Origin of the sequence: Peribacillus psychrosaccharolyticus ATCC 23296 (assembly GCF_000305495.1) — a bacterium.
Classification (GTDB): Bacteria; Bacillota; Bacilli; order Bacillales; family DSM-1321; genus Peribacillus; species Peribacillus psychrosaccharolyticus.
In genome coordinates this window covers 1-14,524 of record NZ_AJTN02000010.1, presented here as the reverse complement: position 1 = coordinate 14,524, position 14,524 = coordinate 1, and the positions used below count along the sequence as shown (strand labels likewise).

Sequence of the window (14,524 nt, the reverse complement as noted above, 5' to 3'; positions counted from 1 at the left end):
GCGGAAGGCTATAACGAAGTTGAAGACGTAAAGGAAAGATACCCTATTTTTAAAAGACAAACCGGTCTTTTGAGCCTGTGCGGCTGGGGTGTTTTAATCATCTTGGCATCTGTTATGTGCGGAACGGGAGAGTTTATGTGCGCGTGGATCCTAAGTATGTGCGGAACCAGACAATTAGTGTGCGCTTCAGGCACTTTTCTGTGCGGAAGGTTATGACGAAGTTGAAGACGTAAAGGAAAGATAAGGTGAACTTCCTCTGGCTGGATAATAAAAAGCTGTCGAGGGTTCTCGACAGCCTGAGATCATTCATTTTTAAAGAGAAAATCAACGAGGTTTTTGCTGGATTGGCCAGTTGAATAACGATTCCATTTCTGGTTAAACGCGCTTAATTGGTTTTGATCAATACCGTTCCGCTTGATGTGTTCAATTAGTTCGTTTGTTGTTCGTGAAACGGGACCAGGCATGGAGGTAGTGTAATCCTCCCAAAAGCCACGTTCCTGCTGATACTCTTCCAAGTCATAAGCATAAAAATACATGGGTTTTCCGAGGAAAGAATATTCAAACGGAATGGATGAGTAGTCAGTGACGAGACAATCGGCTGCCAGCAGCAGTTCGTTCATATCAGGGTAGTCAGATAAATTATGTACGAACCCTGGATAAGCGGATTCGAGTTCAACATCTGCGGTTACGGCAGGGTGAAGTTTTAGCAGCAAGACATATCCTTTTTGACTAAGTTCGCGGTAAAGCAAATCGATGTCGAGCGCAATCTTTCCTGAATGTAGGGTCTGGTTACGGAATGTAGGTGCATAAAGAATGGTTTTTTTATCAGCCCATTCAGGATACCTGCTAGTCAGTATACGCTGAGCTTCAGTAAGCGCAGGCTGATTAAAGAAGAAATCGGTTCTAGGAATCCCTGTATAAAGGATGTGTTTATCGGTTAAACCAAAGCTTTCTTTAAAAATTCCGGCCATTACATCGGAGCCGACGACTACATGATCAAACATGTTATAGACGTCTATGAATCGCTGCTTAGCGGCAGGTGTCCGCTCCGCGATGGAAGGATCCGTTAATCCAAATTTCTTAATAGCCCCAGCTGCGTGCCAAATTTGTGTACATGTAACGCCTGGACGGAAAGAGATAGCAGCTAAAAAGCCGAAGTAATTATCAACAATAATTCGTTTTGCTGTCGCCAGATGATAAATCGAGAGAAGTAGATGGATGATATTCTTCGTTTCAAAGTTAAAGACGATGGTATGCCCATCGTCTTTGCCTTTTATTTTACTAGTAGACGTTCGTAAAATAACTCGTTTCCATGTTAACTCCTGCTTGTCCATTTCATCTAAAAGATATTGAGTATTGTCGCCAAAGGAAGTAACAAATACAGCCTTTGACTTTAATGGAAGGATGCTAAAGATGGAAAAAAGGATACTAAAGGTGCGTAAATAAAGCCTGATGGCGAGTTCTCTAGCCATTTTGAACTTTAACTTTAGTCAGGTCTTTTTTGATCATACTTGTTGAGATGCCAATTGTTCTTGGAAGATAGACAACATCGCAATACTCAGCTAGTTCGTCGAACTTCCCTTCCCAATCATCACCCATCACAAAGATGTCAATCCCCTCACGAATAATATCATCTTTTTTCTGTTCCCAAGTATCCTCAGGAATGACTTCATCTACGTAGCGAATGGCTTCAAGGATCATTTTACGGTTTTCAAAACTATGGTAAGCTTTTTTATTTTTTAAGTCATTAAATTCATCAGTTGAGATGGCTACTACTAGGTAATCGCCAAGAGCTTTAGCGCGCTTTAATAGATTTATATGGCCCCAGTGCAATAAATCAAAAGTACCATATGTGATTACTTTTTTCATGCTTCTTCCTCCTGTATATCCTATTTTAAATGGATGTAATGTATGGTGGAACCCTGTAAATCCCAGGCGGCATCTATTTCGACAAGTTGAATACACAAGTAACTAACAGTATATGTTAATACTTCATTATAACTCATTATATTTACAAATAAACAGTAAAAAAATGACATTGATGGATGAAAATTAAAAAAACTTCGTATAACTATTACAGTTTACTTGGTTTCTAGCCTGCATTCAAGAATATAGAAGGAATTGTCGAAAAAATATCCTCAGGCTTAATGCCTGAGGATCGAATCTAGTTAGTTATTATTCAAGTAATTTGGAATTTCTAAAGTTAAATTGTATTTCGACAGTTGACTGTACATATTCGCAATCTGTACCGTTTGTTTAACAGCCCAGCCGATATCTGATGCATACTGATGCGTGGCGTATCCATTAGCAACCATTTTTTCAGGGTTCCAGCGCATTTTGTATAAGGTGTTTTGTCCAGCATTGATATAGCCGTTGCCGATAAATTGAGCACCACCGATAACCGCTGCTTCTGGGGTAAACCAGCCCGCTTTATAGGCGTATTCGGAACCACATTGTTCAGGGCATTTATCTATAGCCCCGATGCCGTACATATTATAAACCTTCTTAGGGGTTACGGCTTTACCATCTATACTTGAAACCACTATGCCATTTGCCAAAGCAGAATTTCCATGTCCTGTTTCAAGCAAAGCGTGACTAATTAAATAGATTTCATTAATTCCATACGTTTTTGCTGCTGAGATAAACGAACTAGCTTGTCCGCTTAAAATGCCTTTGTTTTTTAGAACGGTGCTGTTTAACTCACTTGCATTCGTTCCGGCAACAGAGGAAAGGTCTAGAAATTGATAAAAGGATGATGTTGTTTGTAAAAAGTTCGTTGGATTTAAATAATATTCCGTTTGTACCGCTGTTGCTGTCTTCCATGAACCAGAAGAATCAGTTTGCGGGTTAACCTTCATTTGCATCGCAACCGCTTGGTCAATAGATAGGTCGTAATAAGAGACGCCTTTGACATCGTTCGCGTGGATATATCCAGTCACTTTTTTACCATTGACCGTCACCGTACATTCAAACCAGTTAGCAGACAGCTCCCGGTAACTTAGTACGGTCCGCATTTTATAGGTCTTTAAAACCTTAGAATTAACGGCTGCTTTTGAATAGATGTTTGTAGGACTCTTTAAAGCGAACCCCTTTAGAATTTGGCTGGAAGACCATGCGTCTTCAAGGTCCTTTGTTTTAAGATAACCTGTTGTTTCTTTTCCATTCACGTAAACAGTTGCTTCGTTCCAGTCTTCGGATAACGTTTTATATTGCAATACAGTTCCTTGTGCATATGTTTTTAAGACTTTTGAACTTTCAGCCGCCTTAGTATAGATGGCCGTTGGTTGGACAAGGCCAATCCCTTTGCCGCTTTCGCCTCTGTCAGCGAGCAATGGTTGTAGGTCTGCTTCCTTTATATAGCCTGTGTTCTTTTTCCCGTTAATAGTGACTGTAGCCTTTGACCAGCCGGCAATATAGGTCTCAGAACTCAAAATGGAACCTTGAACGTATTTTTTTAGTATCTTGGCTGTTTCAGACGCTTTAGCATAAACGGCTGTGGGTGCGGCTAGGCCAATCCCTTTTTGAGCAATCGGAGAAGTTGTTGGTACCGTTACATCTTTTGCATTGATATAGCCGGCAACAGCCTTACTATTTATATAAACTGTCGCCTGATACCAGCCGTTTATATAAGGTTTATAGGTCAGGTTAGAGCCTTGCGCATAGGTTTTGATTCCTTTTGATTCAGCAGAAGCTTTTGCATAAATGACCGTAGGGTTCTTTATTGCAACACCTTTAATGTTTTGAGGGTTGCTTACCGGAAGTTCAACATCATTTTTGTAAATATATCCGGTCATAGCGACACCGTTGACATATACTGTGGCCTGATAAAAATTAGAATAGCTGCTTTCTGAGTATGTAAGCAGAGTCCCTTGTGCATAGCTTTTTAACACGTTTGAGCTTGTGTTGTTTGTTTCGTAGATATTGGTCGGACTTTTCAATGCAACCCCTTTAATCGTTGCAGTGGCTGGAGCCAGGGTAGCTTTTTTTAAGCTTGATACAGAACTGGCCTTTTGCTGTGTTTCGGTTTTTTCATCCTTTGGCAATGAGGGGATCGTTGTTTCGGTGTTTTCACGAGTGGAAAGTGAATGGATGTTTAGATTGGAAAGGTAACCAACGATTGATTCGTTGCTTTCACTATCTAAAAAGCTGATTTTTGAAAACTCTGTTCCTGATTTAAGAAGCGTGAATTCCATTTCACTAGAAATAGTTTGTAACACTTCTTTTCCTTCAGAGTCTGAATAAACATCCATTTGAGCAGGTGCTTCTGTAGCTTCGTTCGCCAGAACCGAACTGGGGAGCGGGGCAACTGAAAACAATAAACTAAAAGCAAGTAATACATAAATAGTTTTTTGCATAATAACCTCCAAATTTTTTCTTTAGGAAATAAAGGGTTTTAGATAATTAATTGGGTATATTTCCATTAAATATCTTATCATAGGATAATAGTTTGCGTGACAGAAAAACCATTTTGATTCTTTATACCTATGAAACTATTGGATTATATAGGAAAAGTATTGTAAATATTGATAATGTAAACATATAATAGAATAAATAATTTAATCAATCGATTGATTAAGAGGGTTTAGCTCTTGATATGACTGACTTTAAGAAGTGATAGATAATTGTAAGAATCATTTGATACTAAGGCGGTAAAATGGTACGAAGGATCTATTTTAGATCAGTAAGCCAATGGAGAGAGGAAAACCGAAAGATGGAAGCTGGGGCCTTGAAAAATAGAAATTTGTATCACATTAGTTTTGAAAATGATATGTATACGATGGTTGTCTCTTTGAAGGAATTGTTTTTAAGAGATGCTGAGAGCTATTCATTTTTGTTGGTCAATCGATTGACGGATGAAGAACGGACGATGGAAATAAGAGAGGTACGACCATCTGGAGAATTTCTTTTGTTTTACGTTGGCTTGTCAACGATTGATTACATGCTTCAATCCATAGAAGGTGAAGTCTGGAATGTCTACATCTTGCGGCAAGTTGATTCCATTCCAATGAGAACTCGGATTCGAACGAGAGATCTTAAGCTGACAAGGCATGCTGCGGTCTTTTCCGGCAACCAAAAAATGCTTTATCCAGCAGCAACGAAAAAGGGGAACTTATCGTACTATGTCACTGCGTATAAGTTATTTTCCTTTATAGAAGAGATAGAGTTATTGAAACAAGGACAGCTTACGTTTGCAGGTCATTTTCATTTTCCTCCGCTTTGTGATAATGGATACATAATCAAACAGGTTCGGATGCTGATTAAAAATAATCTAAATGATGAAGTCATTTCTTTGCCGATTTCTTTAAACGCAGGGAAGGATTCAGAAACTACAGATTCGGGTAAGATGGTAAAAGAGTTTGGATTTAGTGGTACATTTGATGTATTACCATATCTTGAATTACCGAATCAGAAGTTTTTTAAGTTCTATTTAGAGTTGGAACATGAGCGAAATGGATTGGTCGAAAGTGTCCAAAGCTCACGAATAAGAGTAACCACAAATAAGCCTTATAAAAATAAATTGATTTTAAAGCCAAACTCTGAAAAAATACAACTTAGAATAAAAACAACGAAAGATTCTAAGTTTCTTTCACTGAGTGTTGGAAAATACAACTTTAAAAAAGAGGTTAGTACTACTTTGAAATCAAAATGGGTGAAGTTCAGACGCAGTAATGTACTGCAAAAAGTGTACAAAAAAATGTTTAAGTTATTGGGTCACCGCCCAGCTAATAAAAAGCTGGTAATGTTTGAAAGCTTTCTTGGCAAACAGTATAGTGACAGCCCGCGGGCGATTTATGAGTATATGGCGAAGCATCATCCGGATTATCGGTTAATTTGGAGTGTGGATCGAGCGTATTCTAAAATGTTTGAAGAAAAAGGAATTCCGTACGTAAGACGTTTTTCCGTACAGTGGTTGTTTTTAATGACTGGGGCAAAATACTGGGTCAATAACAGCCGGTTCCCGCTTTGGATTCCAAAACCAAAGCATACTACTTATCTGCAAACCTGGCATGGGACGCCACTGAAAAGACTGGCAGCAGATATGGAAGAAGTGCATATGCCTGGCACCAACACAGCAAAATATAAGGAGAATTTCCTTAAAGAAGCGAGTAATTGGGATTACTTAGTCTCACCAAATGCTTACTCTTCAGAAATCTTTGCTCGTGCTTTCCAATTTAATCGGAAGATGATTGAATCAGGTTACCCTAGAAATGATTACTTGCACCAAGCTAATAATGAAAAAACCATCAATGCGTTAAAGAACAAATTTAACTTGCCGGAAGATAAGAAAATTATTCTGTATGCACCAACTTGGCGGGATAATCAATTTTATGCAAAAGGGAAATATAAATTTGATTTGGAGATGGATCTTAATCAAATGCGCGATGAGTTGGGTGACTCTTATATTGTCATCATGCGTATGCATTACTTAGTTGCGGAAAATATGGATCTTAGTCCATACGAAGGATTTGCCTATGACTTTTCACACTTAGAAGATATTCGGGAGTTATATCTAATCTCTGATATTCTCATGACAGATTACTCTTCTGTCTTTTTCGACTATGCAAATCTTAGAAGACCAATGATATTTTTTGTGTACGATATTGAAGATTATCGAGATAATCTGCGCGGCTTTTATTTTAACTTTGAAGAAAAAGCGCCAGGCCTCCTTACGAAAACGACTGACGAAATTATTGCTGAAGTCAAGCGCTTGGAAGCAGCCGGGTTTGAACTAGATGAATCATTTGAAGAATTCTATAATAAGTTTTGTTATCTTGAATCCGGAGAATCAACCAAACGCGTCGTGGATGAAGTGTTTCAAGATTAATAGGATGAACCAGGCCTGTGAATACAGGCCTTTTGTTTGATAACATCGGGTTCTTGTGGATAATGGTTGTGAATAAAAAGTGGATTACGTATAATGACGTTGTGGCATGACCGATAGGGTACGTGCCATCAATCTTGAAGAAAACAGATATGTTTTTCTCAAAATTACCAGGAAGGACCACAATGAATGAGTTTTCTTACTACAGTTATTAAAGAACAGATACAGAATTTTTATCTTATACGGCGTTTATCGCTCTATGAAATGAAAAGTACAAATAAGAATAACTATTTGGGCATGTTATGGGAACTTCTTAATCCGGCGATTCAAGTTGTCGTCTTCTACTTTGTTTTCGGTATTGGTATAAAGCAAACTGAAGATATAGGTGAAGTACCGTTTTTCATCTGGATGATTATCGGCCTGCTTGTTTGGTTTTTTGTTAATCCTTCGATTACCCAAGGATCAAAAGCGGTCTATTCACGAATTAAGATGGTTTCAAAGATGAATTTTCCGTTAAGTGTCATTCCTACCTATGTGATTATCTCTAAGTTTTATCCACATGTGGCACTGATTTCCCTTACCGCAATTATATTGCAATTTACAGGGTATCCAATCTCGATTTATTTTATCCAGCTGCCTTATTTCATGCTTTCAACGGTGATTTTTTTGATCGCCTTGTCATTAATTACATCGACACTCTCAACGATTGCCAGAGATGTTCAAATGCTCGTTCAATCGCTGATGAGAGTTCTGCTCTATGTCACACCGATTCTTTGGTCTCCGTATTTACACTTACCAGATTGGGCATTAACATTAATGAAGGTTAATCCGCTATTTTATCTGATTGAAGGATATCGTGCGGCCCTGCTCGGTGACGGATGGTATATTTGGAGTACGTATTCCCTCTATTTCTGGGGAGTAGTCGTGGTTATGTTGTTAATTGGTTCTGCCTTGCACGTGAAATTTAGGAAGCACTTTATTGATTTCTTATAATGGAAGTGAGCGTATGACAAAATCAGTAGTCGTCAAAAATGTGACGAAAAAATATAAATTATATAAAAACAACTCGGACAAGCTTAAAGATGTCTTTCTTTCAAAGGAGTATGGCGAAGATTACTTTGCCCTGCGCAATGTCAGCTTTGAAGCCGAAAAAGGGGATATCATTGGGTTTGTTGGTGTCAATGGTTCCGGAAAATCCACTCTTTCTAATATCATCGCAGGTATCGTACCTGAAACCAGCGGCGACATTGAGATTGAAGGAAAAACGGCACTGATTGCGGTAGCGTCTGGTCTGAATAATCAGTTGAGCGGTCGTGAAAATATTGAACTTAAGCTGTTGATGCTTGGTTTCAATAAACAAGAAATTACGGAACTTGAACCAGGTATTATTGAGTTTTCTGAACTTGGGAAGTTTATTGATCAGCCGGTCAAATCATATTCAAGCGGGATGAAATCACGTCTCGGGTTTGCGATTTCCATCCATATTGACCCAGATGTCATGATTATTGATGAAGCATTATCTGTTGGTGATAAAGCTTTTGCAGAAAAATGCCTTGATAAAATGAATGAATTTAAAGAACAAGGTAAAACAATGTTCTTTGTCAGTCATTCGCTCGGACAAATGAAACGATTCTGTCAAAAAGCACTGTGGTTGGAATATGGGGAAGTACGGGCATTTGGTCCGATTTCCGAAGTTATGCCGCAGTATGAGAAGTTCTTGAAGGACTACAAAGCCATGAACGACCTCGAAAAGAAAAAATACCGTGAAGATCAGATGGCAAAACGTAGCCAGGCACAAGCATAAAAGGAAGCTGTCTCAGAATCGAGGCAGCTTCTTTTTATGGACGGGTAGCAGGACTGCGGAGAAAGTAATATATTATTTATTTGTGTACGGATTCCCTGTAAGATAGGTAATAGAATATTTGGACAAGAAGAAAGGCAGATAATTATGAAACAGCGTATTGTGGATGTTTTATCGATTCCTTTTATCAATACAACGAAGGATCAATTAGTAAAAGATATGAATCAGAGAATCAGCAGAAACGAAAAAACCTTTGTTGTTACGGCAAATCCGGAAATTGTGGAGTATGCAAATGCACATCCAGAATATAAAGATATTCTGATGAATGCCGATTATATTGTGCCAGACGGAATTGGAATTATTATGGCTTCCAAGCTGATGAAGCAACCATTACTTGAGCGGATAACTGGTTTTGATCTTTTGCATGATTTGCTTGAGTTGGCAGATCAACATGCATACAGAGTCTATTTTCTTGGAGCAGAACAGAATGTGATTGAAAAAGCAGCGGATATTCTACAGAGAGACTATCCGAACATGATCTTAGCTGGATATCATCATGGCTATATCTCAGTTGATGACGCAGAGCTGGCGGCTTCTATAGCAGCTGCGGAGCCTGATATTATCATTACGGCACTAGGCTTCCCAAGACAAGAAGAATGGGTTACACTTCATAACCCGCTGTTTGAGAAGGGTCTGTTTATGGGAGTTGGGGGCAGCTTTGATGTGATTGCAGGAAAAGTAAACCGGGCTCCGGACATCTGGCAGAAATTAAACCTAGAGTGGATGTATCGGCTCATTCAGCAGCCATCACGCTGGAAACGGATGCTGGTACTGCCCAAATTTGCACTTAAGGTGTTAAGTAAGCGCAAGTGAAACCTATCCAATGCGCTTTTCGTCTAGTAATTTGAAAGGGATCTTCACAAACAGGTTTCTTTCATTTGAGTATGGGTATATGTATCAGAGGCTAATAGGTCTGTTTGCAAAAATAGGCTATTTTTTACAAATAACGGCATTTAGGAATATTTTTATAGAGATTTACGAAGAAAACATATATAATCTTTAAGTAAGCTTGAAATAAAAAGACGAGCTGTGCATATTTTTTTGCATGCCGTTTTTATCCTAATTTAAGAGGTGGGTTCTATGCTGGCAGTGGCCTTGTTGACAGCATTTATTTTGTCAATAGTGCTGACACCGTTTGTGGGCAGACTGGCCTTTAAATGGGGCGCTACTGACAAACCAAATGAACGTAAAGTACATGTGAAGATTATGCCGCGTATGGGCGGTTTAGCTATATTTATAAGTTTCTTAGTAACCTTTTTAATGACTTATTTCCTTTTCAGTAATGAGCTTGCACCAAGTATGAGTGTTGCTCCATTTATTGTAGGTGCACTCATTATCATTTTAATAGGAATATTTGATGATATCTATGAATTACGGGCTAGTGCCAAGTTCTTGGGACAAATCGTCGCTGCACTCATTATTGTGATCGGCGGCGGTATCGAAGTAAGCTTTATTAACCTTCCGTTTGAAGGCCAAATTCATTTTGGCGTTCTAAGTATTCCAATTACGGTTATCTGGATCGTTGGAATTACGAATGCGATTAACCTGATTGATGGGTTAGATGGTTTAGCTGGCGGCGTTTCATCCATTGCATTGATTACAGTTGCCGTTATGGCCGTTATCAAAGGTGATATGTTCGTAGCGACGATTGCGTTAATCGTAACAGGAAGTACACTTGGATTTCTTAAATATAATTTCCACCCTGCTAAGATTTTTATGGGTGATACAGGCTCGATGTTTCTTGGCTATATCATCGCCGTTCTTTCCCTGTTGGGATTCAAAAACGTAACGATGATTTCGTTAATCGTGCCGATTATTATTCTTGGTGTGCCAATTTCAGATACTTTTTTTGCTATTATTCGTCGATTGGTGAATAAACAACCTATATCTGCACCAGATAAATCACATTTACATCATTGTTTTATTAATCTTGGATTTACACATCGTCAAACAGTTATTCTTATCTATGCCCTTGCTGCAACCTTCGGGTTAGCTGCGATTATTTTTTCGTATGCGACCATCTGGGGTGCGCTTCTGCTGATTTCAATTCTATTAATAACGATTGAAATTATGGTTGAAAAGCTTGGATTAATCGGCGAGCATTATCAGCCGATTTTGAAGATGATAAATAGTAAAGGTACGAATGCAAAAAACAAATCCTAATACACTTTAAAGTACCTCCAGATTGTATGATATATACGTGTGGAGGTTCTTTTTTCACGCGTGGTAATCGAAACAACTAGAGTTAATAAACCGAAGATTTTAAAGGAGGCACCTACAATTAGTACGCTCACTAAATTCGCCAAACGCCTTAAGAAAAAGTTGAAAAGAGTCTATGGAAAAAAACTACAGGATTTAAAGGAATATGTTATCCATCATTATCTGCCTTATGTGGAAATGGAAAAAATGGTCGACCAAAATGAAATGATTTCATTCCAGATTGAAGTCCGCAAGAAATACGCGGGGAAGAACAGCAGTCGACCGCTGACGTTATTGTTCAGAAATAGAAGTAAAGAAGTTGTCTATACGCAGACAGGTTCTGTTATAGAAACAAGACAGGACAGCATTGTATATCTTTTCGAAATTAAAAAAAGTGATATATATTTTGAAGAAAGCCGACGCAGCTATGACCTTTTCGTTGAAATTGGCAAGAAGCTGTTCAATGTCCGTCTTGATGAAGAGTTTGGCGAAACGACTTCACGGCCATACTTTGAAAATGACCATTTTGTCTTTCAGCTTCGTTATGACCGACACCGCAGGGCGTTTTTTAAAGTGGGTTATAAGCATGATATCGCAACCATTTTTGATATACCAAACATGGTAAAACAAATCGATTTTGATGGCCAAGAACTGATTGTTCAAGGGAAAATTCATCATGAGTTTTTTGTTAAGGAATATCCAGAAGCACGTTTCTTTTTTGTGTTAAAGAAAAAGAATGGTTCATACCTCAAGGCACCTATGCAAATTGCGAATGAGGATTTCGCTGCTGCCCTTAATATTGAAGACTATTCCTTCTTCCCAAAAGGAAAATGGGATGCTTTTATTATGGCTGATTATGACTATCATGAGTATTTTTATCCATGCTATGTCAGAGAAAGTAATGAGTCTGCCTATAAAAAGATCTTCCAGCTTCCATGGTATCGTGAAGCAATTCGCTATAAATCGTATGCCATCAATGGAAAACTGCATGCTCGTACGTCTTATATGGCGATTACGACTTCACACGTACAGTATAATTTTTCAGAAACAGCGCTTGAACTTAATCTTGATTTTGAAAAAGAACAATTTCAAAATTATATTCCTGAAGATATAACGGAAGTTTCTCTTCGTATCCGCCAACGTGATGCTAACAGTTATTTAACAGTGCCTTTCACGTACAACGTGGAAAACGATAAGATGAAACTCGAGGCAATGATTGATTATGAAGCCTTCGGTTTTGATACGAATGAACGAGCAACGCGCTGGGATTTATATATCAGCTATCATAAAGACGGTTTCTATTATAATTACCGTTTGAAAATAAATAATGCTACAGAAATGCCTGTCTTAGAAAAACATACCTTCTTTAACGAAGATGATTATTACTATTGCAGCTTGTACACAACGAAGTATAAGCGTCTTTCTTTTGTCTATGCCCGTCAGCCGTTTAAAAAGTATATCGACAGCTATCAGGTTAAAGACGGCCAGCTCTTCATGCAAGGGATGACTCATTTTGAGACAAATGAAAACACGGATTCATTCCAATATAGTTTGTCGATGGTTTTAGAAAACCGTGCAACAGAGGAAGTGCTCGAATTCTCGGTAACTGAAGGGGCAATGAACGAGAAGGGCGAAAAGCCATTCCACTTCTCGATACCTTTTGAAGAAATGAGTCCGCTTGTCACTCAATTTAAGGATATCTTGGATTTCTATATCGTAATGAAGGGCGGTCCGGTGACAAGAAAATTAAAGCTGGGCTTAAAACAATATGATTATTTCAAGGATGATGTGTTGGCAACCTTCAATAAAGAGGAAGCCGATCATGTAATTGAATACCATATCACAACGACACCTAAAGGAAATCTAAAGCTTGAAAGCTTTATGTACGAAAAGGATCTATACGCAGAGATTCAAGAATTTGCTGAAAAAGAAACAAATGAAGACATTTGGTTAGTCGGAGAACGTCCGGATACCGCTCAAGATAATGGCTATCAATTCTTTAAATATATGCGCGAACATTTCCCTGAAAAAGAAATTTATTATGTCATTGAAAAGGGCGCGCTTGACAGCGAACGTCTGAATGATCCAGAACATGTGCTGTATATCGGCAGCCGGGAGCATATCCAGAAGAGCTTGCGTGCATCAAGATTAATTGGTACACATGATCTCGATTATATTTTGCCATTCAAGGGAATAAAAATTAAAAATTACCGCAATGCACAGAAGGTTTTCCTTCAGCATGGAGTATTAGGCCGGAAAAATGTCGAGTATCACAAGAAATACTACCGTTATCCTTTCGATTTGTTTATCGTGTCATCTGGTCATGAAAAACGAATGGTTAAGCGTAAACTCGGCTATACGAATGAAGATGTTATCGTAACTGGACTTTCTCGCTTTGACCGCCTTCAGGAAAATCATCAGCCTAAACGGGAGATTTTATTAATCCCAACATGGCGTGAATGGATTATTAATGAAGATCGTTTGATGGAATCACTGTATTTCGAGAAATACATGAAGTTCCTCCAATCCGACGAATTGAAACAAATTCTTGAAGAAAATGATTTGAAATTAAATTTCTATCCGCATTATCGGATGCAGCAATATATCATTGAAAATGTATCATTTGATAACCCAAGAATTCATTTAATTGAATTAGGTACAAAAATGGTACAAGACCTCTTGAAAGAAAACAGCTTAATGATTACAGATTATTCATCTGTATCGTTCGATTTCACCCTTCTAGGCAAGCCAGTGATCTATTATCACTTTGACCAAGACGTATTCTTTGCCAATGGGATTTTACGGCCGATAGAAGAAACGTTCCTAGGTGACATCGTCTATACGCAACAAGACTTGCTAATGAAGCTTGAAGAGGTCGTTAAAGAGAATTTCCGTGAACGCTCAGATGTCGTTTCCAGAAAGAAACTCATCTTCTCGTATCAAGATATGGAAAACAACCGTCGAATTCTAAGCCACATCCTCAACGAACCACTTGAAGAGGACGAAAATGACGATCCTGACCATATCACAATGACAGACCTTAACACTGCAGACCAAGAAGAAGAAACAGACCAACCAGACACAGAAAAAGACGACGAAAAAGTACTAGCAAGCAAATCCTAAACAAAAGGGAGTCTCCGAATATGGAGACTCCCTTTTTAGGTTGGAGGAACAGAGATAGTAATAGAACAGGAAAAAAATACAGGTCGCTATGACCTGTTATGTCTGCTTATCCTTCGGTTTTTCCGGCACTACCTTTAATCGAGGGCGCTTTGGACGTGGTTTTCACTCGGCTCCAGCTCTGAAGCCATCCGTCATATCCTTAATCAATGATTTCTCCTACTTCTTCATAATTCCCTCCAATCATTCCTAATACTAATTTTACCGTTAATCAAAAGCCAAACCAGAAAAACTGAATGAGCCGAATCGGTGATAGAGCCAGGATCATCTAAGGGGAGAATCAACATGAGTTGGGGAAGAATAAAACCGAGTTAGGGAAGAATAGCCACCGGTTTGGGAAGAATCAACTCCAGTTCGGGCAGAATGGGTCACGCTAAATGCCCAGTTTTGAAGCATGTCTTGCCCAAAATGAGTCATCAAAAGAAAAAACCTTCAAACCCAAACGAAAAAGAGAAAAGATA

General features: G+C 38.6%; 9 protein-coding genes. 6 read left to right on the top strand and 3 right to left on the bottom strand.

What is annotated here, in order from left to right; translation table 11 throughout:
* Positions 1 to 302: 302 nt before the first annotated feature.
* The 3 genes from WYK_RS01750 to WYK_RS23135 all read right to left on the bottom strand — a co-directional run bounded on the left by WYK_RS01750 (position 303) and on the right by WYK_RS23135 (position 4,355).
* Positions 303 to 1,472 (bottom strand): CDP-glycerol glycerophosphotransferase family protein, encoded by a 1,170-nt coding sequence (locus WYK_RS01750; protein WP_040372737.1) that lies wholly within the window; start codon positions 1,470 to 1,472, stop codon positions 303 to 305.
* Positions 1,465 to 1,869, bottom strand: a complete 405-nt coding sequence (gene tagD / locus WYK_RS01745) for a glycerol-3-phosphate cytidylyltransferase (protein ID WP_040372735.1) — start codon at positions 1,867 to 1,869, stop codon at positions 1,465 to 1,467. The genes WYK_RS01750 and tagD overlap by 8 nt, the downstream gene beginning before the upstream one ends.
* 299 nt (positions 1,870 to 2,168) lie before the next feature.
* Positions 2,169 to 4,355 (bottom strand): N-acetylglucosaminidase, encoded by a 2,187-nt coding sequence (locus WYK_RS23135; protein ID WP_051387257.1) that lies wholly within the window; start codon positions 4,353 to 4,355, stop codon positions 2,169 to 2,171.
* Positions 4,356 to 4,711: 356 nt separating this feature from the next.
* Between WYK_RS23135 and WYK_RS01735 the strand changes: the two genes are divergently transcribed.
* From WYK_RS01735 to WYK_RS23130, 6 genes are all read left to right on the top strand, one after another.
* A complete protein-coding gene (locus tag WYK_RS01735; protein WP_040372733.1) occupies positions 4,712 to 6,826 on the top strand; it encodes a CDP-glycerol glycerophosphotransferase family protein in 2,115 nt (704 codons plus the stop codon).
* 186 nt (positions 6,827 to 7,012) lie between these two features.
* Positions 7,013 to 7,816, top strand: coding sequence for an ABC transporter permease (locus WYK_RS01730; RefSeq protein ID WP_040372731.1), 804 nt, complete (start codon positions 7,013 to 7,015; stop codon positions 7,814 to 7,816).
* 13 nt (positions 7,817 to 7,829) lie between these two features.
* Positions 7,830 to 8,627, top strand: coding sequence for a teichoic acids export ABC transporter ATP-binding subunit TagH (gene tagH, locus WYK_RS01725; protein WP_040372751.1), 798 nt, complete (start codon positions 7,830 to 7,832; stop codon positions 8,625 to 8,627).
* A 144-nt stretch (positions 8,628 to 8,771) separates the two neighbouring features.
* Positions 8,772 to 9,497, top strand: a complete 726-nt coding sequence (locus tag WYK_RS01720) for a WecB/TagA/CpsF family glycosyltransferase (RefSeq protein ID WP_040372730.1) — start codon at positions 8,772 to 8,774, stop codon at positions 9,495 to 9,497.
* Between the two features lie 267 nt (positions 9,498 to 9,764).
* Positions 9,765 to 10,847: a glycosyltransferase family 4 protein gene (locus tag WYK_RS01715; protein WP_040372729.1), complete on the top strand. Its 1,083-nt coding sequence runs from the start codon at positions 9,765 to 9,767 to the stop codon at positions 10,845 to 10,847.
* Positions 10,848 to 10,907: 60 nt separating this feature from the next.
* Positions 10,908 to 14,006 carry a CDP-glycerol glycerophosphotransferase family protein gene (locus WYK_RS23130; RefSeq protein WP_051387256.1) on the top strand — a complete coding sequence of 1,033 codons (3,099 nt, stop codon included), beginning with the start codon at positions 10,908 to 10,910 and terminating at the stop codon, positions 14,004 to 14,006.
* The last annotated feature ends 518 nt before the right edge of the window (positions 14,007 to 14,524 follow it).